The 23978-nt window shown below is 65.5% G+C and carries 21 protein-coding genes and 1 pseudogene; 11 read left to right on the top strand and 11 right to left on the bottom strand.

The features are described from left to right. The first annotated feature begins 148 nt into the window (after positions 1–148). From AXW83_RS12385 to AXW83_RS12415, 7 genes are all read left to right on the top strand, one after another. Positions 149–1426 carry an NAD(P)/FAD-dependent oxidoreductase gene (locus AXW83_RS12385; RefSeq protein ID WP_066613916.1) on the top strand — a complete coding sequence of 426 codons (1278 nt, stop codon included), beginning with the start codon at positions 149–151 and terminating at the stop codon, positions 1424–1426. 15 nt (positions 1427–1441) lie between these two features. Then, complete coding sequence (locus AXW83_RS12390) at positions 1442–2176, top strand: GntR family transcriptional regulator (RefSeq protein ID WP_236841893.1); 735 nt, start codon at positions 1442–1444, stop codon at positions 2174–2176. Between the two features lie 191 nt (positions 2177–2367). Beyond that, complete coding sequence (locus AXW83_RS12395; RefSeq protein ID WP_066613917.1) at positions 2368–3036, top strand: haloacid dehalogenase type II; 669 nt, start codon at positions 2368–2370, stop codon at positions 3034–3036. 41 nt (positions 3037–3077) lie between these two features. After that, positions 3078–3914, top strand: a complete 837-nt coding sequence (locus tag AXW83_RS12400; RefSeq protein WP_066613918.1) for a GNAT family N-acetyltransferase — start codon at positions 3078–3080, stop codon at positions 3912–3914. A gap of 59 nt (positions 3915–3973) precedes the next feature. Continuing rightward, positions 3974–5407, top strand: coding sequence for an aldehyde dehydrogenase family protein (locus tag AXW83_RS12405; protein WP_066613921.1), 1434 nt, complete (start codon positions 3974–3976; stop codon positions 5405–5407). A gap of 83 nt (positions 5408–5490) precedes the next feature. Then, positions 5491–6696, top strand: coding sequence for a DSD1 family PLP-dependent enzyme (locus tag AXW83_RS12410; protein WP_442855248.1), 1206 nt, complete (start codon positions 5491–5493; stop codon positions 6694–6696). A gap of 5 nt (positions 6697–6701) precedes the next feature. After that, entirely contained in the window at positions 6702–7094 is a 393-nt protein-coding gene (locus tag AXW83_RS12415) for a RidA family protein (protein WP_066620400.1), read from the top strand. A gap of 81 nt (positions 7095–7175) precedes the next feature. Here AXW83_RS12415 and AXW83_RS12420 read toward each other — a convergent pair whose 3' ends face one another. The 9 genes and pseudogenes from AXW83_RS12420 to AXW83_RS12455 form a co-directional block, all read right to left on the bottom strand. Continuing rightward, positions 7176–7886, bottom strand: a complete 711-nt coding sequence (locus tag AXW83_RS12420; RefSeq protein WP_066613923.1) for a cupin domain-containing protein — start codon at positions 7884–7886, stop codon at positions 7176–7178. A gap of 83 nt (positions 7887–7969) precedes the next feature. Further along, positions 7970–9292 carry an NAD(P)/FAD-dependent oxidoreductase gene (locus AXW83_RS12425; protein WP_066613925.1) on the bottom strand — a complete coding sequence of 441 codons (1323 nt, stop codon included), beginning with the start codon at positions 9290–9292 and terminating at the stop codon, positions 7970–7972. Positions 9293–9413: 121 nt separating this feature from the next. Continuing rightward, positions 9414–9547: pseudogene (locus AXW83_RS28250) on the bottom strand (dihydrodipicolinate synthase family protein); the annotation flags it as partial. Between the two features lie 6 nt (positions 9548–9553). Further along, positions 9554–10270: a GntR family transcriptional regulator gene (locus AXW83_RS12430; protein ID WP_066613927.1), complete on the bottom strand. Its 717-nt coding sequence runs from the start codon at positions 10268–10270 to the stop codon at positions 9554–9556. After that, positions 10270–11235: a Gfo/Idh/MocA family protein gene (locus tag AXW83_RS12435; protein WP_168166032.1), complete on the bottom strand. Its 966-nt coding sequence runs from the start codon at positions 11233–11235 to the stop codon at positions 10270–10272. Before AXW83_RS12435 ends, AXW83_RS12430 begins: the two co-directional genes overlap by 1 nt. 38 nt (positions 11236–11273) lie before the next feature. Beyond that, complete coding sequence (locus tag AXW83_RS12440; RefSeq protein WP_066613931.1) at positions 11274–12428, bottom strand: ABC transporter ATP-binding protein; 1155 nt, start codon at positions 12426–12428, stop codon at positions 11274–11276. A gap of 8 nt (positions 12429–12436) precedes the next feature. After that, complete coding sequence (locus tag AXW83_RS12445) at positions 12437–13276, bottom strand: carbohydrate ABC transporter permease (RefSeq protein WP_236841894.1); 840 nt, start codon at positions 13274–13276, stop codon at positions 12437–12439. A 2-nt stretch (positions 13277–13278) separates the two neighbouring features. Beyond that, a complete protein-coding gene (locus AXW83_RS12450) occupies positions 13279–14238 on the bottom strand; it encodes a carbohydrate ABC transporter permease (protein WP_066613933.1) in 960 nt (319 codons plus the stop codon). 7 nt (positions 14239–14245) lie between these two features. Then, the gene (locus tag AXW83_RS12455) at positions 14246–15526 is read right to left on the bottom strand and encodes an ABC transporter substrate-binding protein (protein WP_066613935.1); all 1281 of its coding nucleotides are present in this window, start codon (positions 15524–15526) and stop codon (positions 14246–14248) included. A 206-nt stretch (positions 15527–15732) separates the two neighbouring features. On the opposite strand from AXW83_RS12455, the gene AXW83_RS12460 reads away from it, so the two are divergent. The 3 genes from AXW83_RS12460 (at position 15733) to AXW83_RS12470 (ending at position 21003) form a co-directional block, all read left to right on the top strand. Beyond that, positions 15733–17442, top strand: a complete 1710-nt coding sequence (locus AXW83_RS12460; RefSeq protein WP_066613937.1) for an IlvD/Edd family dehydratase — start codon at positions 15733–15735, stop codon at positions 17440–17442. 23 nt (positions 17443–17465) lie between these two features. Further along, positions 17466–18398: an SMP-30/gluconolactonase/LRE family protein gene (locus AXW83_RS12465; RefSeq protein WP_066613944.1), complete on the top strand. Its 933-nt coding sequence runs from the start codon at positions 17466–17468 to the stop codon at positions 18396–18398. A gap of 262 nt (positions 18399–18660) precedes the next feature. Continuing rightward, positions 18661–21003, top strand: a complete 2343-nt coding sequence (locus tag AXW83_RS12470) for a molybdopterin guanine dinucleotide-containing S/N-oxide reductase (RefSeq protein WP_066613946.1) — start codon at positions 18661–18663, stop codon at positions 21001–21003. A 58-nt stretch (positions 21004–21061) separates the two neighbouring features. Here AXW83_RS12470 and AXW83_RS12475 read toward each other — a convergent pair whose 3' ends face one another. Next, positions 21062–22003, bottom strand: coding sequence for an AraC family transcriptional regulator (locus tag AXW83_RS12475; protein WP_066613948.1), 942 nt, complete (start codon positions 22001–22003; stop codon positions 21062–21064). Between the two features lie 90 nt (positions 22004–22093). On the opposite strand from AXW83_RS12475, the gene AXW83_RS12480 reads away from it, so the two are divergent. Beyond that, positions 22094–23002, top strand: coding sequence for a LysR family transcriptional regulator (locus AXW83_RS12480; RefSeq protein ID WP_066613949.1), 909 nt, complete (start codon positions 22094–22096; stop codon positions 23000–23002). A gap of 6 nt (positions 23003–23008) precedes the next feature. Here AXW83_RS12480 and AXW83_RS12485 read toward each other — a convergent pair whose 3' ends face one another. Next, positions 23009–23923 (bottom strand): VOC family protein, encoded by a 915-nt coding sequence (locus AXW83_RS12485; RefSeq protein WP_066613950.1) that lies wholly within the window; start codon positions 23921–23923, stop codon positions 23009–23011. Between the last annotated feature and the right edge of the window lie 55 nt (positions 23924–23978).

A 23978-nucleotide genomic window follows, 5' to 3' on the forward strand; every position in this document is an offset into this window, starting at 1 on the left:
CCACCAAAAACCACAATCACCATTTCGTTCTGATTGTCAACAATCATACAGAGTGCTAGTTTCGTGCATCGGCGAGAACACGTAACGGCCGGTGATGGCGGCAGCCTCTCCGGCCTCGGCCACATCACCACCCACTGATAGGCGACATATGAAGCTAGCATCCTACTGGATGGATACGGCCCCGGCTTTCACAGCCGGCGTCGCGGGCCCCGTGACCGGAAACTATGACGTGGCGGTCGTCGGAGGTGGTTTCACCGGCCTTTCGGCGGCGTTGAGCCTTGCCCGGAAAGGCGCGCGCGTTGCGCTTCTGGAGGCCGGTGACATCGGAGGGGCAGCATCCGGCCGCAATGGCGGGCAATGCAACAACGGCTTCGCACTGGATTTTCGATCCGCGATGGCGTCGCTTGGCGCGGAACGCGCCACCGCGCTCTACCACGCCTACGACACGGCCGTGGATACCGTCGAACGGCTGGTCGCGGAGGAAGGCATCGATTGCGATTTCAGGCGGACCGGCAAACTCAAGCTCGCAGCCAAGCCCGAGCATTTCGACAAGCTGCAGCGAACCTTCGAGGTGCTCTCGAAACACGCCGATCCAGACACCATGCTGGTGCGGCCGGATGCGTTGCGCGCGGAGGTGGGATCGAACGCCTTCCATGGCGGGCTGGTCTTCAAGAAGAGCGCAGGGATGCATGTCGGCCGGTTTGCGCGCGGCCTTGGCAAGGCTGCCGCTTCGCGCGGAGCCGATATCTTCGAGCACGCCATGGTCACGAAGATGAAGCGCCTGGCAGGCACCGCCCACGAGATAAGCACTCCGCGAGGCTCGCTCCGCGCGGGACAGGTGCTGCTCGCCACGGGCGTCTCCGACAGCGGGCCGTTCGGCTGGATCCGGCGGCGTGTCGTTCCGATCGGCTCCTTTATCATCGTCACCGAGCCGCTGCCCCCGGACACGATCGAAAAGCTCATGCCGACCCGGCGCATGGCGACCGATTCCAAGAACGTCGGCACCTATTTCCGGATAACGCCGGACGATCGCCTGCTATTTGGAGGCCGTGCCCGGTTCGCAGTCTCCAATCCCTTGTCCGACCAGAAGAGCGGCAAGGTCCTGCGTCGTGAGCTCGCCCGGGTGTTCCCCGAACTTGCGGATGCGCGGATCGACTATTGCTGGGGCGGGGTCGTCGATATGACATCGGACCGGCTGCCACGCGCAGGCGAGCGCGACGGGGTTTTCTACTCCATGGGATACAGCGGGCACGGCACGCAAATGGCGACCCATATGGGGACCGTGATGGCCGAGGTGCTCGACGGGCGGGTACAGAACAACCCCTTCGCCGGCCTGGAATGGAAAGCCATTCCAGGCCATTTCGGTTCGCCCTGGTTCCTGCCCTTTGTGGGTGCCTACTATCGAATTCAGGACGTCCTACACTAGGATTGTAGAACTGGGATGCGACAGGCAGGAATGATGGCGGGCACAGCGGCGAACAAGAACCCCAGGGCTACGAAGACGCTGGTAAGGACCACGTTGTCGGGACAGACCGCAGCGCAGATCCGCGCATCGATCATCGACGGAACCTTTCCCCTCGGCGCGCAGCTCAACGAGATGGAACTGGCCAGCTCGTACGGCGTCAGCCGTGGCCCTGTGCGGGAGGCGATCCAGCGCCTGATACAGGAGGGGCTGCTCCGTTCCGAGCCGCATCGCGGCGTCTTCGTGCCAGAGCTTTCGACGGATGACCTCATCGACATCTATTTCGTCAGGAAATCCCTCGAACTCCTGGCGATGGCGCGTGTCATGCGGATGCCGGACCGGACCGTCGTGGTCAACGGCCTCAAAGCCATCGTCAAGCAGATGAAGGTGGCGATGAAACGCAGGGAATGGCCCCTGCTGGCCGAACTCGACATGCAGTTCCATCGCCTTATCGTAGACGCTGCGGGCAGCGAGCGGTTGTCGCGCTCCTTCGCGACGCTTCAGGCCGAAACGCGCCTTTGTCTCCAGATGCTGATGGGCGGCTATCGCGAGAACGCCGCACTGCTGGACGAGCACCAGCTTCTGGCCGATCTCATCGCCGGTCAGGATGCCAAGGCGGCTCTCGCCGAACTGGAACGCCATTTCGGGGATCCCGTCCGTACGCTGGAAAAGGCCAACGCTCTCCGGCGGAAAATGGAAGCCGACGCTGCGTGACGTCGTGGGGACGTGCTACCCCCGTCGGCGCCGGGGGCGCGGGCCGACGGCAAATTCTGCCGAAAGCGGTGGCTCGAACCACAGGATTGCAGTCCGGAAGGACCTGCATTCAGGATGAGACTGTGGCGACAGGCCGGTATTATCGCGTCGAGCGAGACGAGACACCTCGTCCGTGATGACCGGAGATCTCGATGGCCACGCTTCGACCGAAATTCATCACCTTCGATTGCTACGGCACCCTGATCTATTTCGAGATGGCGCCGGTCGCGCGCCGGCTTTATGCGGACCGCGTCCCGCAAGAGAAGATGGACGCCTTCATCGCCGATTTTTCCTCCTATCGCCTCGATGAGGTGCTCGGCGCCTTCAAGCCCTACAGGGACGTGGTCGCCAACGCGCTGATCCGCACCACCAGGGCGCACGGCATCGCCTATCGCGAGAGCGACGCCGACGCTGTCTATGCCGCCGTTCCGACCTGGGGTCCCCATCCCGACGTTCCCGAAGCGCTGGCTCGCGTCGCCAAGGCGTTTCCGATCGTCGGGCTGACCAATTCCATGGTCGATCTGATACCGCCCTCGATCGAGAAGATCGGCTGCCCCTTCCACAAGGTGATCACCGCCGAGGAGACCGGCGCCTACAAGCCGCAGATGCAGGGGTTCGAGTTCATGCTCGACGTGCTCGGCGCCCGTCCCGAGGAGGTGATGCATTGCTCCTCCTCATTCCGCTATGACCTGATGACGGCCCACGACATGCACTTCGGCACCCGGGTCTTCGTCAATCGCGGCCACGAGCCATCCAACCCCTTCTATTCGACTCACGAGATTGCCGATATCCGCGCCCTCCCCGGACTGCTCGGCCTATGAGCGCTGGAGGATCTGCCGAAGCGACGACAATGGAAGTCCCGATGGACCCGGCCACACTTCGCCCGATGGAAGCGGCCGATATCCAGGCCTGTCATGCCTTGTCCGTCGAAGTGCGCTGGCCGCACCGATTGGAGGACTGGCAACTGTTCCACAAGGTCGGCCAAGGCCTCGTCGCAATGAATCCCGAAGGCGAAGTGGTTGGGTCTGCGATGTGGTGGCCCTATGGCGGGCAGCTTGCGACGATCGGCATGGTCATCGTCATGCCCAACCAGCAGGGAAAAGGCACCGGACGGCGGATGATGGCCGAGTTGATCGCCTTCGCCGGCGACAGGACGATACGCCTGACGGCGACGCAAGCAGGTCGCCCGCTCTACGAGCAGATGGGCTTTCGTGTCACCGGGTCGGTCACCCAGCACCAGGGCATCGCGACATCCAACGCAGTCGCACTCGATCCGACGGTCAGAGCCGCCCGCGACGAGGACTGGCCGGCGATCATCGCGCTTGACGCAGAGGCGACGTGCGGCGACCGCACCGTGCTGCTGACCGCCCTCAAACAGATCGGGACGGCGTTCGTCAGGGAAAAGGCGGGGAAAGTCTCGGGCTTCTCGATCTGCAGACGCTTCGGCCGGGGCCATGTCGTCGGTCCGATCGTCTGCGCGAGCGACGCCGAAGCCATCGGCTTGGCGAGCCCGCATGTGCAGGCACACGCCGGCGGTTTCCTGCGTATGGATACTCCCAGGGCGGAAGGCGTCTTCGCCGACTTCCTGGAAGGCTCCGGCCTTCACAATGTCGATCGCAGCGTCGAGATGACCCGGGGCGCGGACCGGCAGGCGAGCGCGGCGAAGTCCTTCACGCTGGTCAGCCAGGCTTTGGGCTAGCGCCCTCCCGCAGGCCCCGACCAACATCCAGAAGCCCAAACTGGAAAGGCACAGCCGCCATGCCCATCCGCCATGCCGACCAGTTCTATATCGACGGCGTCTGGCGCGCATCGACGCTCGCCCTGACGCGGGCCGTCGTCGATCCCGCTACAGAAGACATGATCGGCCAGATCGCGCTCGGCGGCCCCGACGATGTGGACCTCGCCGTCGAGGCCGCCCGCCGGGCTTTCGCCTCCTTCTCGCAATCGTCGGTGGAGGAGCGGCTAGGTCTTCTCGGCCGAATTCTGGATCTCATCGAGCAGCGGGCGGATCTCTTCGCCAACGCGCTGGTGATGGAGATGGGCGCGGCCATCGGCTTCGCGCGCGCGACGCAGGTGCATTATGCCATCGAGCACGTTCGCGTCGCGATGGACGTGCTGCGCTCATACCGGTTCCGGTCGCTCAACGGCACGACGGCCACCGCCAAGGAGCCTATCGGAGTCTGCGCGCTCATCACGCCGTGGAACTGGCCACTTTACCAGATTACGGCCAAGGTTGCGCCCGCGATCGCAGCTGGCTGCACGGTCGTCCTGAAGCCGAGCGAACTCTCGCCATACAGCGCGCTTCTCTTCGCCGACGTCATCCATGACGCCGGCGTGCCGCCGGGCGTCTTCAACCTCGTCAATGGCACGGGCGAATCCGTGGGCGCCGCGCTCTCCGCTCATCCCCAGGTGGACATGATCTCCATCACGGGATCGACTCGGGCCGGCATTCTGGTCGCGCAGTCCGCCGCGCCGACGGTCAAAAGGGTGGTGCAGGAGCTCGGCGGCAAGTCGCCCAACGTCTTTCTGGACGATGCCGATTTCGCCATCGGTGTCGGCAAGGGCGTGCTTGCAGGCATGCGAAATGTCGGCCAGTCCTGCAGCGCGCCGACGCGGATGATCGTCCCGGTGGCGCGCCTCGGGGAGGTGGAGGCCCTGGCGGCTGCGGCAGCGGCCGATATCCAGGTCGGCGATCCCCGCGCCGAGACGACGACGATGGGGCCGATCGCCAACGAAGCGCAATATGGCCGCGTTCAGGCGATGATCGCAGCAGGCATTGCCGAAGGCGCCAAGCTGGTGGCCGGCGGCCTCGGCCGGCCGGCCCATCTCAGCCGGGGCTATTTTGCCCGGCCGACGATCTTCTCGGAAGTCCGCCCGGACATGCGGATCGCCCGCGAGGAGATTTTCGGTCCTGTCCTGACAATCATTCCCTATAGCGACGAAGAGGAAGCTCTGAGGATCGCCAACGACACCGTCTATGGTCTCGGCTCGCACGTTCAGTCCGCGGACCTGGAGCGCGCGAGACGGTTCGCGGCACGAATCCGGGCCGGCCAGGTTCATATCAACTATCCGGCTTGGGACGGTCATGCGGCCTTCGGCGGCTACAAGCAGTCCGGTAACGGGCGCGAATACGGCACTTCCGGCTTCGAGGAATATCTCGAGACGAAGGCGATCGTCGGTTACGGCGCCTGACCCTCGCTTGGGGCGCGGCCTTGCCAGGGCGCGCCGACATGAAACACGGGCCGTCCCAGCGGCGGCAACGACCTGACGTGGCGATGCATGTGGAGACCCAGACGATGGACGATGCCGCGACGATCGGCTGGATAGATACGAAGGAGGGGGCGTCGGCGACGCTGCGGAACGTGGAGACACCCTGTCTCGTCCTCGACCTCGAGCGGATGGACGCCAATGTCGCAAGGCTGCGAGAGCGGCTGCATCGACTGGGCGTCTCGTTGCGCCCGCATCTCAAGACGTCGAAGTCGATCGAAGCGGCGCGCCGTGTCATGACATCTCCGGCAGGTCCGGCGACCGTCTCGACGCTGAAGGAGGCGACGCAGTTCGCCGATGGCGGGGTGACGGATCTGATCTATGCCGTCGGCATCGCACCCTCGAAGCTGCCGCAGATTCTCGCCTTGCGCGCCAAGGGCGTCGATATCGTCGTCGTGCTCGACTCGATCGAACAGGCGCAAGCGGTCGCGACTGCCTCGCGGCAGGCCGGGAGCGCGATTCCGGCGTTGATCGAGATCGACTGCGACGGCCATCGCTCGGGCGTGCTGCCGACGGACGCGGCGCTGCTCGTCGGGATTGGACGGGCGCTGGCCGAGGGCGCCGAGTTGCGCGGGGTGCTGACCCATGCCGGCGAGAGCTACTCCGCACGCGGCGCCGAGGCCCTGCGCCGATGCGCGGAAGAGGAGCGCCGTGCGGTGGTGAATGCCGCCGCGATCCTCCGCGAGGCGGGTTTGCCCTGCCCCGTCGTCAGCGTCGGCTCGACGCCGACGGCCTTTTTCGCCGAGGATTTGAGCGGCGTCACCGAGATGCGCGCCGGCGTGTTCGTCTTCTTCGATCTGGTGATGACCGGCATCGGCGTCTGCAAGGTCGAGGATATCGCCGTTTCCGTCCTGGCCACTGTGATCGGCCATCAGCGCGACAAGGGCTGGATCGTAATCGATGCCGGCTGGATGGCCATGTCGCAGGATCGCGGCACCTCCAGGCAGGCCGTCAATCAGGGCTATGGCATCGTCTGCGACATCGCGGGTGTGCCTTATGCGGACGTCATCGTGACGGGCGCGAACCAGGAACATGGCATCGTCGCGGTTCGGCCGGGATCGGACGGCGTGCTGCCGGAGCTGAGCCTTGGAGACCGGGTACGGATTCTTCCCAACCACGCCTGCGCGACCTCGGCCCAGCACCAGGCCTATCATGTGGTGCGCGGCGCTTCAGATATCGTCGAGGCGCGATGGCAGCGGTTCGGGGGCTGGTGACCGCGATGAGCCCTTCAATCGTCACGATCTCGACGGATTTCGCCCCGGCCCCCGCCGGCCATTACTCGCAAGGCGTCGTCGCAGGAGGGCACCTCTATGTCTCCGGGCAGCTTCCGATCAGGGCAGATGGAAGTCCTTGCCTCGGTGAGGATTTCGAGGCGCAGGCCACGCAGGCGATCGCCAACATGCTGGCGATCCTGAAAGCCGCCGGCGGCGGGCCGCAGCATCTTGTCAAGGTCACCGCCTATATCGTCGGCGTGGCCAACTGGCCGCGTTTCAACGCGGTCTATGCCGGTTTGCTCGGCGATGCGCGCCCGGCCCGCACCGTCGTACCCGTGACCGATCTCCACCATGGCTTCCTGGTGGAGATCGACGCCGTTGCCGTCGTGCCAGGCTGAGCGCCAGGAACAAAACACTGTCCCTGCCACGCTGACGACGGACGTTTCGCCGCCGAAGCCCAGCGCGGACAGCGCGATGCCCTACCCCTGCACCGCGTAGAACTTCGCCACCTTGCCGCGGCTGTCCCAGCGGTTATCGGCACCGCGCGCGATGAAACCGCAATCGCCGGCATCGAGCCTTGTGACTTCGCCATCGCTGCCGGTCAGCTCGACCGAGCCCTCGATCAGATGCATCAGTTCATGGACGGGATGCGGGCGGATCTTGCGCTGGTACGCGGTCGAATCCCAGGTTCCGGCGATGAAGCCCGCGCGCGTGTCGTCGAACTTCCGCGAGCTGCGGCATTGCGGCATCTCGCTTTCGAGCATGTCGGCCGGCGGCGGCTTCGACGGCGCGAGCGGCGCATCGGGCCCCAGCTCGAAGATACCAGCCGGCAGCTCCGCCGGGACGGCAGCGCTGCAGAAGCTGAAGCGCGTACCGGGTGTGCCTTCCGCTGTGAAATCCGTACCTGGCGCAATCACGGCGCCGCGACCGGGGCCGATCACCAGCGCGGTCGCACCGCTTGTCAGCGTCAGCGACCCGGTCTCGACCACCAGCATTTCGATATGCGGGAAATCGCGCACGTCGCGCCTGCTTTCCAACGGCACGCGCCCGGCCGCGATGCCACCTTCGTCGCTCCAGGCGATCTCGCGGATGTCGGCGAATGGGTCCTGTGCCGAAAGTCCGCCTTTGGTGAAGCGAGTCGCGACGGGGTTACCGCCGGCCCGGGCCAGAACGAGGATCGAAGGCTTCATCTGTTCAACCTTGACTTGAGTGCGCGATGTTTCGTTTAGGCGCGATGACCCCACCGGAATCGCATGACCGAGACGCCAAACGCTCAAAACTCCCCGATCTCTCCCCGGCTCCCATCGAGCAGGCGCGAATGCCGGAAGGGATAGGGATCGACGATTGGCGTATCGTTGACGGCGAGGTCCGCGGCCAGATGCCCTCCTGCCGGCCCGAGCCCGAAACCGTGGCCGCTGAAGCCGGCGGCCAGGACGAAGCCTCTCAGCCCGGCGACAGGCGAAATCACGGGCACCGCATCCGGTGTCGAATCGACGCACCCACTCCAGCTTTCGCGAATGGCCACATCCTGGAGGGCCGGATAGAGCGCGCGCGCCCGTGTCATCGTCTGGGTGACGGTGCTGCGGTTGGGAGCCGGGTCGAGTATGCGGATGCGTTCGAAAGGTGTCTCCTGGTCGAAGGCCCAGCTTCCCATGGCTTCGGGACCCTTGAAGAACGACGATCCGATGCCGAGCTCCAGTGCCTTCAGCCGCCGGACGAACATGGGCAGGAAGTCGCGGGCATAGCGCAGGCCTTGCGGCGTGACTTCCAGCTTGGCCTTGCCGCTGATTGCTATCGTGTAGCTGCCGTCGAGCCGGCGCGTCAGTGCACAGTCGGGCGTATACAACGCGTCCATGAACTGCGGCGCGATCTCCGTACGCAGGATCGTCTGGACGACGCTCGCCTGCGGGAAGGCAATCCCGTGACGGCGACAGAAGGTCGATGCCCAGGCGCCGCCGGAGAGAATGACCGAGCGGGTCCTGATCGTGCCTTTTTCCGTGATGACGCCCGCGACCGCACCATTGCTGATGTCGATGCCACGCGCCGCACAGCCCTGATGGAGCGTTGCCCCGTTCAGGCGCGCGCCATCGGCTATGATGGGCGCGGCAAGCGCCGGCTCCGCCTTGCCGTCCGTCACGGAATGGACGCCACCGAGCCAGCTTTTGCTGGCAATGCCGGCCATGGCCGCGATCTGGCCGCCCGAGAGCATGCGGGTATCGATATCGAACTGCCGCGCGATCTCGCGCCACTTGTCCCACTGGGCGATTTGGGCAGCGTCGTTGCTGACATAGACAAGCCCGCTGCGGCGAAAGCCGACGTCGCGCCCGATCTCTCCGCCCAACCTGTCCCACAGTTCCATCGCGCGCAGGGCGAGCGGCAATTCCCGCGCATCGCGGTTCTGCTTGCGGCACCAGCCCCAGTTCCGGCTCGACTGTTCGCCGCCGACGATGCCCTTTTCGACGAGCGCGACGGAATGGCCTCGTTTCGCCAGAAAATAGGCAGCCGAAGCACCGACGATACCACCGCCGATCACCACGACGTCGGCTTCGGTCGGCAGGCGCTCACTGCTGTTGACGCGTTCGATCGTCGGGGACATGCGGGGCTCCTGGAAAGGCGCATGACATTAGCCGTGCCGCCGGCCCCTGCATTGGATCATCTTTGCGTTTTTCGCATTTTGAGTTGGATCGGAGAAACCTTCTCGATGAAGCCGGTTTGGACGCTCCGTCGGCGCCGCGCTCCATCTCGAAACCGAGGAACAGGCCTCCATTGCCGGTCAGGATCGAGAGCGGACGCAAGCTACCTCGACCTGGAACCTGCGCAGGGCCGAGATCTTTTCAATCCGAACCCAATTGCCGCCTCATCCGTTATGGCGGTACCGGACGGCATCGCCGTCATATTCGTCCGCCACGGCCACGCGCCGCAGATAGTCCGCCTTGCTGGTCTGCATGTGATCGACACAGAGCTGCGCGAACGCCCAGGCGTCGCGACCGCGCAGAAGTTCGATCATCAGCTCGTGCTGGCTGATCGACAGGCGCAGGCCGTCGGCGTTCGCCAGGTTCTTGGCGCGCATGGTCAGCGTCAGGTCCATATAGTCCTGCAGCGTCCTGACCAGATAGGGATTGCCGCAAGCCTCGAAGAGCGCGATGTGGAAGGCGTCGTTGGCGTCATGAACGCCGCGAAGATCGCCCTCCTCGGCGCGCTTTCGATAGATGTCCTGAAGCCGCCGCAGTTCGTCCAGCAGGCTCCGGGATGCCGGCAGCTCGACCATCAAAGCGGCCTGCCGCGTCAGCATCTCCCGCACGTCGTAGATCTGCCGGACCTCGGCCTGCGAATAGGAGCGGACGGTCGCGCCGATGTTCTTCTCGCGCCGGACGATCCCGCGCCGTTCCATCTCGACCAGCGACTGCCGCACGAAATGCCGGGACGCTTCGTAGCGCGCCATCAGCATGTCCTCGGTCAGTCGCAGGCCGGGTTCAAGCCGCCCGAAGATGATGTCCTCCTCGAGACACGCGATCACCTTGTCGACATCGTCGCGGCGCAGCGTCGCGACACCCTGGACGTCCATCTCCGACATCAGCGGGCCTCCAGGCGCCCGGCGAGGCGATAGCAGTCCTCGACCAGGCGCAGTGTTTGAAGATTGTCCTCTGGCGCGGTCTCGAATGGCTGCCCGTCATCGAGCCGATCGACGAAATGGGCGATCGTCGCGTCATATGAGCCCTGGTAGGTCGCGTCCGGATCGAAACTCTGCGTCGTTGCATCAGCTCCCGCAAGCGAGAGAGCGCCGCCATCCAGCCTGATCGAACCCTTGGGTCCGAGAATCTCGAGCCTGTCGGCGGCGACGGCAGGGTGGCCATGGGCGGCGAAGGTCGCAAATATCTGGATGCCGAGCCCGTTGCGACCTTGCATTTGGATGATCGCGGTGTCCTCACCGACGAGAGCGGTGCAGATGCGGTTCATCGTGCAGGCCACGACTTCTAGCGGCCCCAGCAGCATGCGCAGCGTGTCGATCTGATGGATCAGGACTTCCGAGACCAGCATCCGCACCTCGCCGCGCATGAAAGGCTGGCGCTCCAGAGCCGGATAGCGGCCATCGAGATCGGGCAAGGTGCCGCTGGTGACGAAAGACAGCCGTGCGGCGAAGGGCGCACCGATCCTGCCGGCTGCGAGCCAGCCGGCGATCTCGCGATACCAGGCACGGAAGCGCCAGTTCTCATGGACCATCAGCCGGATCCGGCCGTCAATCTCCGTGACCAGGTCGCGTGCCTTGTCATACGTCGGCGCCAGCGGCTTCTGGCACAGGCAGGCCACACCATGGGCGGCGGCGAGACGCACGAGATCGGCATGGACCGCGCGGGGCGCCGCGATATCGACAGCGTCGAGCCGCTCGGCCGAAAGCATCGCGGCGGCGTCGGCATAGGTCTTGGGGATGGCGAAAGCTTCGGCGCGGGCCTCGCGGGCCGGCGCCGAGGGGTCGGCGATCGCCACGACTTCGGCGCGGCCGGCTAGCGTCTGCCAGGCGCGCAGATGATGCTGCGTCACCCAGCCGGCTCCAACGAGCCCGATGCGCAAAGGGGCGGTCAATGGACGCCCTGGTTCTGGCGGCGGCGGGCATCGTCGACGATCGCGGTCTGCATCGGCGCGATCGCCTTGCCGGTCGCGGCGTCGAAGAGATAGCTCGCCTCTCGCTTGAAGTAGAGATCGACGACGTCGCCGATATCGGCGCGGGTGTCGCGCGGCAGGCGGGCGGTGCATTCGAAGCCGCCCTCGACTTCGAGCGCGAGCAGCGTCTCGGCCCCGAGCGGCTCGACCGCGAAGACCTTGCCGCGAATGCGGCCGTGGTCGGGGCCGGTGGCCTCGGCCTGCAGATGCAAATCCTCCGCCCGGACGCCGAAGACGACATCCTGGCCGGCGAGCGGTGCGAGGGCCGCCGGCGACCAGCGCGCCAGCGGGGCCTGCACGGCCTGGCTGTCGATGCGTGCATCGGAGCCCGCGCGAAGGGTCAGCAGGTTCATCGGCGGCGAGCCGAGGAAGCGTGCCACGAAGGTGTCGGCCGGCTGCCAATAGACATCGAGCGGCGCGCCGATCTGGGCGACCTTGCCGCCGTTCATCACGCAGATCCGCGTGCCCATCGTCATCGCCTCGACCTGGTCATGCGTGACGTAGATCATCGTCGCGCCGAGGCGGTGATGCTGCCGGATCAGCTCGTTGCGGGTGTTGACGCGCAAGGCCGCATCGAGATTGGACAAGGGCTCGTCGAACAGGAAGACGATCGGCTCGCGCACCATGGCCCGGCCGAGCGCCACGCGCTGGCGCTGCCCGCCCGAGAGCGCATTGGGCTTGCGCTCCAGCAGGGTGTCCAGGCCCAGCATGCCGGCCGTTTCCTTGACTCGCTTGTCGATCTCGGCCCGGTCGATGTTGCGGCGGCGCAGCCCGAAGGAGAGGTTCTCGGCAACGGTCATGTGCGGATAAAGCGCGTAGGACTGGAACACCATGGCGATGTCTCGGTCCTTGGCAGCGACCTCGTTGACGACGCGCCCGTCGATCGAGAGCGTGCCTGACGAGATCGTCTCCAGCCCCGCGATCATGCGCAAGGTTGTGGATTTCCCGCAACCCGAAGGACCGAGCAGCACCATGAACTCGCCATGGCCGATGGTGACGTCGACATTGTCGACCGCCACGGGTCCACTCCCGCCATAGCGCTTGCAGATGTTGCTGAGCTGCACGACTGCCATGATGACCTCTACTTGACCGCACCGGCGGTCATGCCGCGGATGAGCTTTTCCGAGAAGAATGCGTAGGCCAGGATCACCGGGATGACCGAGATCATCACGCCGGCCGCGATCATGCCGATGTCCTGGAAATGGTCGCCCATGAAGGCGCGGATGCCGATCGGCAAGGTGCGCTTGTCGGGATCGGTGATCAGCACGACCGCGAACAGGAACTCGTTCCAGAGCTGGATGAAGTTCAGGATCAGCGTCGTCGCGATCGCCGGCATGCCGATCGGCAGGACGATGCGGCGGAAGATTTCGATGTCGCCGTAGCCGTCCATCTTGGCCGCGTCGAACAGATCCTGCGGAATGCGGGCGAAGAAGCCTTCCAGCAGATACACCGTCAGCGGCAGCTGCAGCGAGATGTAGACCAGCGTCAGCCCGATCAGGCTGTTGTAGAGGTTGTAGTCGACCAGGATCTGGTAGAGCGAGATCAGGGTGATCTGCGGCGGGAAGATGATCGACGAGAACAGGATGCCGTAGATCAGGCGGTTGCCGCGAAAGCGGTAGCGCGCCAGCGCATGCGCGGCGGCGGCTCCCACCAGCGTCACCACCGCCACCGCGCTGATCACGACGATGGCGGAATTCCAGAAATAGGTCGCGAAGTCGGAATCGACCCAGGCGATCCGGAACTGCTCCCAGTGGAAGACCCGGGGCCAGGCGTAATGGTCGGCCGATATCTCGCCGGTGGTGCGCACCGACATGGTGGCGAGCCACAGGAACGGACCCAGCGTGTAGACCGTATAGGCGACGATCACGAGGGTGAGCGCCCCGCGCCCGAACAGGCGCGGCATCATCGGGGAGACGCGCACGGTCAATACTCCAGACGGTCTTTGGATCGGAAGACCCGGTTGAGCAGGATCACCGCCGCGCAGACGACGCCGAACCAGACGGTCGCGATCGCGGACGGGTAGCCGAGATCGAAGGTGTTCCAGTTGAAGGCGCGCTTGTAGACATAGGTCGAGACGGTTTCGGTCGCCCAGAGCGGGCCGCCGCCGGTCATGATCCAGACGAGGTCGAAGACCTTCATCTTGCCTATGAAGGCGAGCACGTAGAGGTTCAGCAGCGTGGGTTTGAGCATCGGCACGATGATGTGCCTGAGCTTGGCGGCCCAGCCGCAATTGTCGAGTTCGCTCGCCTCCAGCACCTCGGACGGCAGCGAGTGGATCGCCGCCAGACAGACCACCATATTGAACCCGGCCCATTTCCAGGCATGGGTGACGATGACGGCGGCGAGCGCGAAGTTCGGGTCGCCGAGCCAGGATTTCGTCAGGCTGTCGAGCCCGACAGCGCGAAGGCCGACGTTCACCACGCCCCAGTCGTAATTGTAGATCCACATCCACAGGATCGCGACGACGACATAGGAGAGCAGCACCGGCGTGAACCAGGCGATGCGCAGGAAGCGGGCGCCGGGAACGCCGGCATAGAGCGCCAGCGCCAGAAGCAGGCCGGTCGCGACGTCGAGCACCGGCGCGACGAAGGCCCAGACGAAGGTGTTGCGGACCGCGACCCAGAAGGTCTCGTCCTGCAGCAGGGCGTTGTAGTTGGCGAGCCCGACGGGAATCCGCTCCAGCCCCTCGATCGTGAAGAAGCTGTCATAGATCGTCCGGAAGGCGGGATAGGCCGTCAGCCCGAAATAGACGAGCAGAGCGGGCGCGACGAAGACGACCAGGACGGGCCAGCTTGTGCGCCTGGGGTCGGAGGCTCGCGCTCCCGACGGCGCGCCTGGGGCGCGCGCCGTCGCTGGAGCCTCGATGGTGGCCACGTCGGTCATGTCCGAGTCAGCCCTTCAGGCAGGCCGCGTCCATCTTCTCGGCGGCGTCCTTGACGCTGATCAGCCCGGCCGGGAACGCGTTGTTCATCACCTGGGTGAAGGTCTCCGCGCATTTGGCCCGGTAGTGGAACAGCGGCGTGCCGAAGAAGTAGTCGACGCCTTCGTTGCGCGCGTTCAGCTCCTTGAAATAGGCCTCGCGCGGCGACTTGATCTTGGCCGGATCGGATTTGAGACCGGTCTGCAGCGAGACCTGCTCCATCCATTTCGTGCCGTTCTCGACCGTTGCCATCGACTTGAGCAGCGCGCCGGCGCAGTCCTTGTTCTTGCTCTTGGAATAGAGGACGTAGCTGCCGGCGACCGCGAGCGTCTTGCAGGTCGGGCAGGCCCCCTTGTCCATCGCCGGGAACTGCATGATGCCGAGCGGGAAATCCGTTGGCATACCCCCGCTCTCGGCCGGGGCAAAGGCACGGCCGGTGAACCAGCTCGGATCGGGGAAGGTCAGCGCGCCGGGCTTCTGGTAGAAATAATAATGCGACTCGCCGAGCTTCAGCGTCGCGAAGCTCTTGGGATAGGCGCCGGCGTCGACGAGCTCTTTCATCCACCCCATGACCTCGGCGATGCGCGGATCCTTGTAGGAGAGCTCGCCGGCCATGAGCTTGCCGTAGTCGTCCTTGCCGAGCTTGCGCAGCAGGGACTCGTAGGTCAGCAGCGCGCCGGGAAACGGACGGTCGCCGACGCCTTGCGAGACCGGGGTGATGCCGGCCGCTGCGCCCTTCTTGACGAGGTCGAGAAAGCCCGCCTGTGTCAGCTGGGACGAGGCGGGCACCTCGACGCCGACCTTCTTGACCTGATCCTTGTTGTAGTAGAGCTCGACCGTATAGGCCTCGACCGGCAGGCCGTAGACTTTGCCTTTCGACGTCCAGGCCGGCTTGGCCCAGTCTTCCAGCCCCTTCAGGTCGATATGATCGTCGAGCGGCTCGAGGAAGCCGCCGGCCAGGAATTCCGGCTGGTCGGGCTCCATGTAGAAGATGTCGGGCGCCTGGCCGGTGCGGACGGCCGATTTCGCCTGGGTGTAGATGTCGGCTTTTGGAATGAAGCTGAGCTTCACCGAACAGGCCTTGTTGGCGGCCTCGAAGTCCTTAACCCGGGCCGAGACCCAGTCCTTCTTGGCCGGCTCGTCGGGCCAGTTCGACCACATCGTGATCTGCTTTGGCTCCTGCGCGCCGGCGGCGGTGCCGGCCAGCAGCGCGGCCCCCAACATGATGGCAGACAGACTTCCCCTGGTCATCGCGATCCTCCTCCGGTTTCATTTTTTGATTGCGCGGAATGAAACAGCGGAAGCATCAATTGTCAATAACTATGGTAGCAGAATCCAGAAATCGGCGCTTGGATCGCTCATGTGATGGCAAGTCTCCATAGGTTATTGACAATCTGGCAGGCTATGGTCAAACGAGAAGAAAGGCTGGCGTGGATCGGCCGCGGAGGAGACGGGACATGGCCAAGGGGTTGCGCAAGGGGCTGACCAGCTATGGCGATGCCGGGTTTTCCCTGTTCCTGCGCAAGGCCTTCATCAAGGCGATGGGCTATTCCGACGATGCGTTGAACCGGCCGATCGTCGGCATCACCAACACCTACAGCGACTACAATCCCTGCCACGGCAACGCCCCGCAGCTGATCGAGGCGGCCAAGCGCGGCGTCATGCTGGCCGGCGCCATGCCGATGGTGTTCCCGACGATCTCGATCCATGAGAGCTTCGCCCACCCGACCTCGATGTATCTGCGCAACCTGATGGCGATGGACACCGAGGAGATGATCCGGGCTCAGCCGATGGATGCGGTCATCATCATCGGCGGCTGCGACAAGACCCTGCCGGCCCAGATCATGGCGGCCGCCAGCGTCGATATGCCGACAGTCGTCATTCCGGTCGGCCCGATGGTCGTCGGTCATCACAAGGGCGAAGTGCTGGGCGCCTGCACCGACTGCCGGCGACTGTGGAGCGCGCATCGCGCCGGCGAGATCGACGAGGCCGAGATCGAGATCGTCAACGGGCGGCTGGCGCCGTCGGTCGGCACCTGCATGGTGATGGGCACGGCCTCGACGATGGCCTGCATCACCGAGACGATGGGGCTGTCGCTGCCGATGAGCGCGACCATCCCCGCGCCTCATGCCGAACGCTTCCGGTTGGCCGAAGCGAGCGGCAAGCGCGCTGCCGAAATCGCCGTATCAGGCGGTCCGCGTCCGAGCGAACTGATGACGCCTGCCGCCTTCCGCAACGCGCAGGTCGTGCTGCAGGCGATCGGCGGCTCGACCAACGGGCTGATCCACCTGACCGCGATGGCGAACCGCGTCTCCGTCGAGATCGATCTGGAGGCCTTCGACGAAACCGGCCGCGCCGTGCCGGTGCTGATCGACCTCAAGCCCTCGGGCGACCACTACATGGAGCATTTCCACCATGCTGGCGGAATGCCCAGGCTGCTGCGCGAGCTCGGCGACCTGATCGACCTCGATGCGCCGACCGTGGCAGGCGGCACGCTACGCGATGTCGTCGCGGCTGCCGAAGACGTGCCGGGCCAGACCGTGATTCGCTCGCCCTTGTCGCCGATCAAGCCGACGGGCGCCATGGCAGTCCTGCGCGGCAACCTTGCCCCGCGCGGGGCGCTGATCAAGCATTCGGCCGCAACCCCGCGCCTGCTGACGCATGAGGGCCGCGCGATGGTCTTCGATTCCGTCACCGACATGGCCGCGCGTATCGACGATCCCGATCTCGATGTCGGCCCCGACGACATTCTTGTCCTGCGGAACGCCGGGCCCAAAGGGGCACCGGGGATGCCGGAAGCCGGCTACCTGCCGATCCCCAAGAAGCTCGGCCGCCAGGGCGTCAAGGATATGGTGCGGATCTCGGATGCGCGCATGAGCGGCACGGCTTTCGGCACCATCGTGCTGCACATCACGCCGGAATCGGCCGTCGGCGGCCCGCTCGCTCTGGTCCAGACCGGCGACCGTATCAGGCTCGACGTGCCGGCAAGGCGGATAGACCTGCTCGTCGACGAGGCGGAACTGGCACGCCGCAATGCCGCCCTCGTGGTCCCGGGCCGGCCCGACTGGGCCAGGCGCGGTTATGCCCGCCTGTTCCACGATACGATCACGCAAGCCGACCAGGGCTGCGATTTCGACTTCATGCTACCAGAAGACAAGCAACCCTGATTCTTGTTGGAAGCGATGTCCCGATGAGCTGGCAGCAGGCGGAACGTTATCCCGACATCCGTATCGAGAGCCTCGATCCCTCCTTCGACCGCTATCGCCTGTTCAGCGCCGCCGTCGAACGCCTTGCGACCGGCTGCCGCTGGGGCGAAGGGCCGGTCTGGTTCGGCGATGCCCGCCATCTGCTCTGGAGCGACATTCCCAATAACCGCATCCTGAAATGGGACGAAGAGAGCGGCAACGTCTCGACCTTCCGCAAGCCGTCGAATTTCGCCAACGGCAATACGCGTGACCGGCAGGGCCGGCTCGTGACCTGCGAGCATGGCGGGCGTCGCGTCACCCGCACCGAACTCGACGGAGCGATCACCATTCTGGCGGATCGGCACGAGGGAAAGCGCCTGAATTCGCCCAATGACGTCGTGGTGAAATCGGACGGCTCGATCTGGTTCAGCGATCCTGTCTTCGGCATTGCCGGCGACTATGAAGGCGACCGCGCCGAGCCCGAATTGCTACAGAACGTCTATCGCATCGATGGCGCGACCGGTACGCTTTCTGTGGTTGCCGAAGATCTGCGCGGCCCGAACGGGCTCGCCTTTTCTCCCGACGAGAGCATCCTCTACATCGTCGAATCACGCGCGGTGCCGAACCGGCTGATCCTCGCCTTCGACGTCGAGGGCGACACGCTTGCCAACCGCCGCCCCTTCATCGACGCAGGCCCCGGCACGCCGGACGGGTTCCGGCTCGATGTCGACGGCAATCTCTGGTGCGGCTGGGGGATGGGCCGCGAGGATCTGGACGGGGTCATGATCTTCACCCCGGCGGGCACGGCGATCGGGCGCATCCGCCTGCCGGAGCGCTGTGCGAACCTTTGCTTTGGCGGCGCGAAGCGCAACCGCCTGTTCATGGCGGCAAGCCAGTCGCTCTATGGACTCTACGTCAACACACGTGGCGCGACGTAGCGCCAAACGAAGTCCCTCGCTTCCGATGGCTTCATCCACCGGCTACTCTGGCGGCAGCGAGATTCCGCCGCCGCCCGTTGCCAACTCGTGACGCCGAACGAAGCCTGAGCCTGGCGCGTGAGATAGGCTCAGGATTTTGCAATGCACCGCAGCGATTATCGGCCTACACATCAGCCGGCTTCCGGTTCATGAGCCTTGCGTTCGGAACGGGCTTGGGATCAGCCGCCCTTCGCCATAACGCGCCGGTATCGGAGATGACGCCATGAGCACCACGCTCGATGCCAGCGACCCTGCCCCCGAGCAAACCTTCCGGCCCCACACGTCCCATTGGGGCGTGTTCTCGGCGCGGATGCAGGACGGCCAGCTCGAAGTCCGCCCGCATCAAGGCGACCCGGATCCCAACGAGATCATCCAGAATTTCCCCGCCGCATTGCGTCACCGCGCACGGATCGCGCAGCCCATGGTGCGCCGTGGTTGGCTGGAGCGCGGTCCGGGTCCCGACGACCGGCGCGGCCGCGACGACTATGTCGCGATGTCGTGGAACGCCGTGCTCGATCTGCTGGGCGCCGAACTCAGCCGCGTGCGCGACGATCACGGACCCGGCGCGATCTTCGGGGGATCCTATGGCTGGGCGAGCGCCGGCCGCTTCCACCATGCGCAGAGCCAGATCCACCGCTTCCTGAACACCTCGACCGGCGGCTATGTCCGCTCGGTCAACAGCTATTCGTCGGGCGCCTCCGCCGTCCTCGTGCCGCACATCATCGGCGACTACGAGGATCTGGTGAAGCGCAACGTCTCCTGGGAGCAGATCGCCGATCACAGCGAGATCGTGATCGCCTTCGGCGGCATGGCGCTGAAGAACAGCATGGTCGCCGGCGGCAGCATCAGCAAGCATGTCGAGCGCGGCGCGATGGATCGCGCGCGGGCCAGGGGCTGCGAATTCGTGCTGGTCGGCCCGCTGCGCGGGGACCTGCCCGAGGAGGCCGGCGCCGAATGGGTCTCCAGCATCCCCGGCACCGACACCGCGCTGATGATGGCGCTGGTCCACACGCTCGTCGTGAACGGCCTGCACGATCGAGACTTCCTCGAACGCTACACGGTCGGCTGGCCGATCTTCGAGCGCTACCTGCTCGGGGAGAGCGACGGGCAACCCAAGGACGCGGCATGGGCCGCGAGCATCACAGGCGTGTCGGCCGATACGATCACGGCGCTTGCAAAGCGGCTCCACGGCAAACGCGCGCTCGTTGTCGTGGCGCACGCGCTCCAACGCGCCGAGCATGGCGAGCAGCCGGTCTGGATGGGCATGGTCCTGGCTGCTGCGCTCGGCCAGATCGGCCTCCCCGGCGGAGGCTATGGCTATGGGCTGGGCGCCATCGCCTATTACGGACGGCGCTACAACGCCGCCCCAATTCCGACCTTCTCGCAAGGGCGCAACGCCGTCGCCGATTTCATTCCGGTCGCGCGCATCTCGGACATGCTGCTGAACCCCGGTACGCAATACCGCTACAACGGCCAGACCCGGACCTATCCCGATATCAGGCTGGTCTACTGGGCCGGCGGCAATCCCTTCCATCACCACCAGGATCTCAACCGCCTCCGGCAGGCCTTCGCGAAGATCGACACCCTCGTCGTCCACGAACTCGCCTGGACCGCGACCGCCCGTCACGCCGATATCGTTCTGCCCTGCACGATGACGCTGGAGCGCGAGGACATCGGCGGCAACTCGAACGATCCGCTGCTCGTGCCGATGCATCCCGTGGCCGAACCTTATGGCGAGGCACGCGACGACTACGCGATCTTCGCCGGCCTCGCCGAGCGACTGGGCACGGCGCAGGCCTTCACCGAAGGCCGTTCGGTGCGCCAATGGCTGGAGCATCTCTACGAGCCGACACGGGCAGCGCTCGCACAGCAGGGCCTGCCGGCACCAAGCTTCGCCGAGTTCTGGGCAAGCGAAGGCTACGAACTGCCGCAGCAGCCCGACGATGGCGGTCGCCTGCACGCCTTTCGCGACGATCCGACGGGCCGTCCCCTGCCGACGCCGAGCGGCAAGCTGGAAATCCATTCCGAAACGATCGCCAGTTTCGGCGAGGCGGACTGCCCGGGCCACCCCACCTGGCTCGGGGCGACGAATGTGCCCGACGCGGCATCGCCCTTCATCCTCGTCGCGAACCAGCCGCGCACGCGGTTGCACAGCCAGCTCGATTTCGGTGGCCATAGCAGCGACGCCAAGCACCGGTGCCGCGAGGTCGCGCGGATGCATCCCGAAGATGCGGCCGCGCGTGGCGTCGGCGACGGCGACATCATCCGCATCTCGAACGACCGCGGCGCCTGTCTCGCGGCGGTTATCGTAACCGAAGGCATCCGCCGGGGCGTAATCCAGCTACCCACGGGGGCCTGGTATGATCCCGTCGATCCCGACGAGGACAAGCCGCTCTGCGTGCACGGCAATCCAAACGTCCTTACGCGAGACGTCGGCACCTCGGCTCTCGCACAGGGTTGCACCGGGCAGCTGACGACGGTCCAGGTCGAGCGCTTCGACGGAAACCTGCCGCCCATCCAGGCTTTCGAACCGCCGGAACCGAGACCGGTCGAAGCGACACGCTGACGGGAACCTGCGATCGGTCTGATTGCGTGGGTCCGGAACCCGCGCGCCGCCGGCCTGGCTATCCGACCTCCCTGGCCCGGCGCCAGGCTCCGGGGCTCGCGCCGGTCACCTGGCGGAAGACCCGCGTAAAATGGCTCTGGTCGCCGAAGCCGCAGATCAGCGCGATGTCGGCGAGGGGCAGATGCGGCTGGGCCAGAAGCCTTTTCGCTTCGTCCACCCTCAGTTCCATCAGATAGCGGTGGGGAGCCAGGCCCATGCTGCGCCGGAAGGCACGCGCGAAATGGCTGGGCGTCAGCCGGCATTCCTGAGCGACCTGCGCGATCGTCAGCTCCGACGACAGCCGCGCCTGCATGATCTCCCTGGCCCGCCGCTCCTGCCACATCGCCAGTCCACCGTTCTCCGGCAGCCTGATTCGCCGCAATCCGCCATAGCTTTCGGCAAAATGCGTGAGCAGGCTGAGAGACAGCTGATCGACCAGAAGGCTGTTGGCGCCCGGCTCGGCCGTCGCCTGGATGAGCGCATGGGAAAGCCCGGTCACGATGGAGTCGGGCACGTCCCGCTTCCATCGTAACGTCGAGATCGCGGGAGCCCCGTGTTGGTCGGCGATATCGTTCAGGGCCTGTGCGGGTACATAGAACTGAAGTGCGTCGAACTGGCCGCCAAACTCGCATTGAGGCCCGTCGCGCAGATCGATCACGCTGACCGTGCCTGCACCGAACGCGTCGGAATAGCGCTGCCTCCCGCCGAGCCAGCAGGAATGCCGGTCGAGATCGTCGAGCTGGTGGAGGATCGAGAAGGCGGCCTCCATGGCAACGGGCGCCGTCCGTTCGCGGCGCTGCCGGGCACAGGAGAGACGCGTCACGGCGAGCGCAAGCTCGCCTTGCGGCCTGAAATCGACGATCTGGTCGCCCGGCATCTCGAGATGATCGGCTATGCGCCGGCCGAAGAAGCCGCTCGCCTCTTGTTTCGGGTCGTGTGAAGCCGGCAGCGCGCGGGGCATTCTCTTCACCTCCATTAGACTTTAGTCTAGCGGACTGAAGAGCGGCACGAAACGCCCGGCCATGCCGCATGACACGGAAGGAAATTCCGCATGGATCTGTTCTCGGGCATCACTGTCTTCGTTCAGGTCGCGGACTCGGGCAGCTACGGTGCAGCCGCTCGCGTGCTGGGACTGTCCCCCTCGGCGGTCGGAAAGGCCGTCCTCCGGCTGGAAGAGCGTCTCGGCGTGCGGCTTTTCCACCGTGACAATCGCAACATCAGCGTGACCGCCGAGGGCCTTCGCTTCCTCGAACGGTGCCGCACGGCAGTGAGCGAGGTGGCAGAAGCGGAGGCCGACCTCTCCCGATCGACGCAAGCCCCGCAGGGCAAATTGCGGGTCAGCCTGCCGCTGGTCAGCGAGCAGTGGAACCGCGTCCTTCTCGATTTCATCCAGGCTTTCCCGCTGGTCTCGCTCGAACTCAGCTATACCAACCGGGTGGTCGATCTCGTCGAGGAAGGCTTCGACGTCGTTCTCAGGATCGGCGAGCTTCAGGATTCCCGCCTGCGGGCAAGGCGCCTCGGGACGTTCCGCCTCGTCCTTGCCGCGTCGCCGGATTACCTCCTTCGCCGCGATACGCCGGACACTCTCGATGCTCTCGAGAGCCATGCCTGTCTGCGCAGCCGCAACGCTTCGACATGCCGGCTCTATGACTGGCCTCTGGGTCCGGACGCCGCCGAGCGCAGCGCAAGACTGACCGACACGCTCGTGGTCGATCACAATGCCATGCTGATCGCCGCGGCGCTGCACGGACATGGCATCGCCTGCGTACCCGGCTTCTGGGCGCATGAGCACCTGATATCAGGGACGCTCCGGCAGATCCTGGCCGAAGAGACACGCAATGAACGCGGCGTCTCGGCCGTCTGGCCATCTGGCCGTGGACCGTCGCAAAAACTCTCGGCCTTCCTCGATTTCATGGCCGAGCGGTTGCCCGCCGCATTAAGAGCGAGCGGACCCGCCTAGCCCTGCTCAAGGATCTTCGCCCTCCTCGTCTCCGGGCGCGCCCTGCAACGGCGGCAGAAGGTCCTCCAGCTCGCCTCTGCGGGGCTCCAGGAAGGCGGGCAGGACCAAGCGCTCGCCCAGCACATCAAGGTCCTCGTCGATGAGGAAGCCGGGTCCGTCCGTGGCGATCTCGATGAGGGTGCCGTCCGGACCCCGAAAATGGATCGACTGGTAGTAGGATCGGTCCTTGCCGGGGTTGACCGCTATACCGAAATGCGAGCGGAGCCGTTCGGCCATTCTCGCTTGATCGAACGCATCGCGGGCTCGGAAGGCGACGTGGTGAACGGTTCCAGCCCCTGCCCGGCCCCGTGTCTTCACGCCGGCCTCACGGAGACAGATCCGGCCGCCGGAGTTTGGATGCGCCGCAAGCGCGACCTGCCCGCCCGCGCGCGCCAGTTCGGAAAAGCCGAGCACATCGACCAGGATCGCGGCCATTTCGGGCATGCTCCGCACATTCAGGATCAGCCCTCCGACGCCATGGATACGGCACTCCGCCGGGATCTCGGGATGCTCCCACCGCATGTCATCCGGGACGGAGGAAGCAACGAGCGCGAGCGGCGTCCCGTCCGGGTCCGCCAGGACGAGGCTGTCCTCTCCGAAAGAGGAGCGCTCCCGCCTGGAGCCGATCGACGCTGCAGCCAGCCGCGCCTCCCACCAGGACAGGCTATCAGGCCCGACGCTGAAGTCGATCTGCTCGGCCTCGCCTGCCCCGCGCAGGCCAGCCGTCGCGCCGGACCATGAGAAGAACGACAGCAACGTGCCCGGAGCGCCGGTCCGCCCTCCGTAGAAGAGGTGATGCGCGCCGGGGTCCTCGTGCGCCACGGTCCGCTTTACCAGTCGCAGCCCCAGAACGCCGGTGTAGAAGGCCATGTTGCGCGACATGTTCGCGGAGACGGCCGTTATGTGGTGGAGGCCTCGTCCAGGCATTGCCGATATG

This window comes from Bosea sp. PAMC 26642 (assembly GCF_001562255.1).
Taxonomy (GTDB): domain Bacteria; phylum Pseudomonadota; class Alphaproteobacteria; order Rhizobiales; family Beijerinckiaceae; genus Allobosea.

Bases quoted from the DNA above. Each gene is read 5' to 3' on its own strand.
- AXW83_RS12385 (WP_066613916.1), top strand. From the start codon at position 149: ATGAAGCTAGCATCCTACTGGATGGATACGGCCCCGGCTTTCACAGCC.
- AXW83_RS12390 (WP_236841893.1), top strand. From the start codon at position 1,442: ATGCGACAGGCAGGAATGATGGCGGGCACAGCGGCGAACAAGAACCCC.
- AXW83_RS12395 (WP_066613917.1), top strand. From the start codon at position 2,368: ATGGCCACGCTTCGACCGAAATTCATCACCTTCGATTGCTACGGCACC.
- AXW83_RS12400 (WP_066613918.1), top strand. From the start codon at position 3,078: ATGGACCCGGCCACACTTCGCCCGATGGAAGCGGCCGATATCCAGGCC.
- AXW83_RS12405 (WP_066613921.1), top strand. From the start codon at position 3,974: ATGCCCATCCGCCATGCCGACCAGTTCTATATCGACGGCGTCTGGCGC.
- AXW83_RS12410 (WP_442855248.1), top strand. From the start codon at position 5,491: ATGCATGTGGAGACCCAGACGATGGACGATGCCGCGACGATCGGCTGG.
- AXW83_RS12415 (WP_066620400.1), top strand. From the start codon at position 6,702: ATGAGCCCTTCAATCGTCACGATCTCGACGGATTTCGCCCCGGCCCCC.
- AXW83_RS12420 (WP_066613923.1), bottom strand. From the start codon at position 7,886: ATGAAGCCTTCGATCCTCGTTCTGGCCCGGGCCGGCGGTAACCCCGTC.
- AXW83_RS12425 (WP_066613925.1), bottom strand. From the start codon at position 9,292: ATGTCCCCGACGATCGAACGCGTCAACAGCAGTGAGCGCCTGCCGACC.
- AXW83_RS12430 (WP_066613927.1), bottom strand. From the start codon at position 10,270: ATGTCGGAGATGGACGTCCAGGGTGTCGCGACGCTGCGCCGCGACGAT.
- AXW83_RS12440 (WP_066613931.1), bottom strand. From the start codon at position 12,428: ATGGCAGTCGTGCAGCTCAGCAACATCTGCAAGCGCTATGGCGGGAGT.
- AXW83_RS12450 (WP_066613933.1), bottom strand. From the start codon at position 14,238: ATGACCGACGTGGCCACCATCGAGGCTCCAGCGACGGCGCGCGCCCCA.
- AXW83_RS12455 (WP_066613935.1), bottom strand. From the start codon at position 15,526: ATGACCAGGGGAAGTCTGTCTGCCATCATGTTGGGGGCCGCGCTGCTG.
- AXW83_RS12460 (WP_066613937.1), top strand. From the start codon at position 15,733: ATGGCCAAGGGGTTGCGCAAGGGGCTGACCAGCTATGGCGATGCCGGG.
- AXW83_RS12465 (WP_066613944.1), top strand. From the start codon at position 17,466: ATGAGCTGGCAGCAGGCGGAACGTTATCCCGACATCCGTATCGAGAGC.
- AXW83_RS12470 (WP_066613946.1), top strand. From the start codon at position 18,661: ATGAGCACCACGCTCGATGCCAGCGACCCTGCCCCCGAGCAAACCTTC.
- AXW83_RS12475 (WP_066613948.1), bottom strand. From the start codon at position 22,003: ATGCCCCGCGCGCTGCCGGCTTCACACGACCCGAAACAAGAGGCGAGC.
- AXW83_RS12480 (WP_066613949.1), top strand. From the start codon at position 22,094: ATGGATCTGTTCTCGGGCATCACTGTCTTCGTTCAGGTCGCGGACTCG.
- AXW83_RS12485 (WP_066613950.1), bottom strand. From the start codon at position 23,923: ATGTCGCGCAACATGGCCTTCTACACCGGCGTTCTGGGGCTGCGACTG.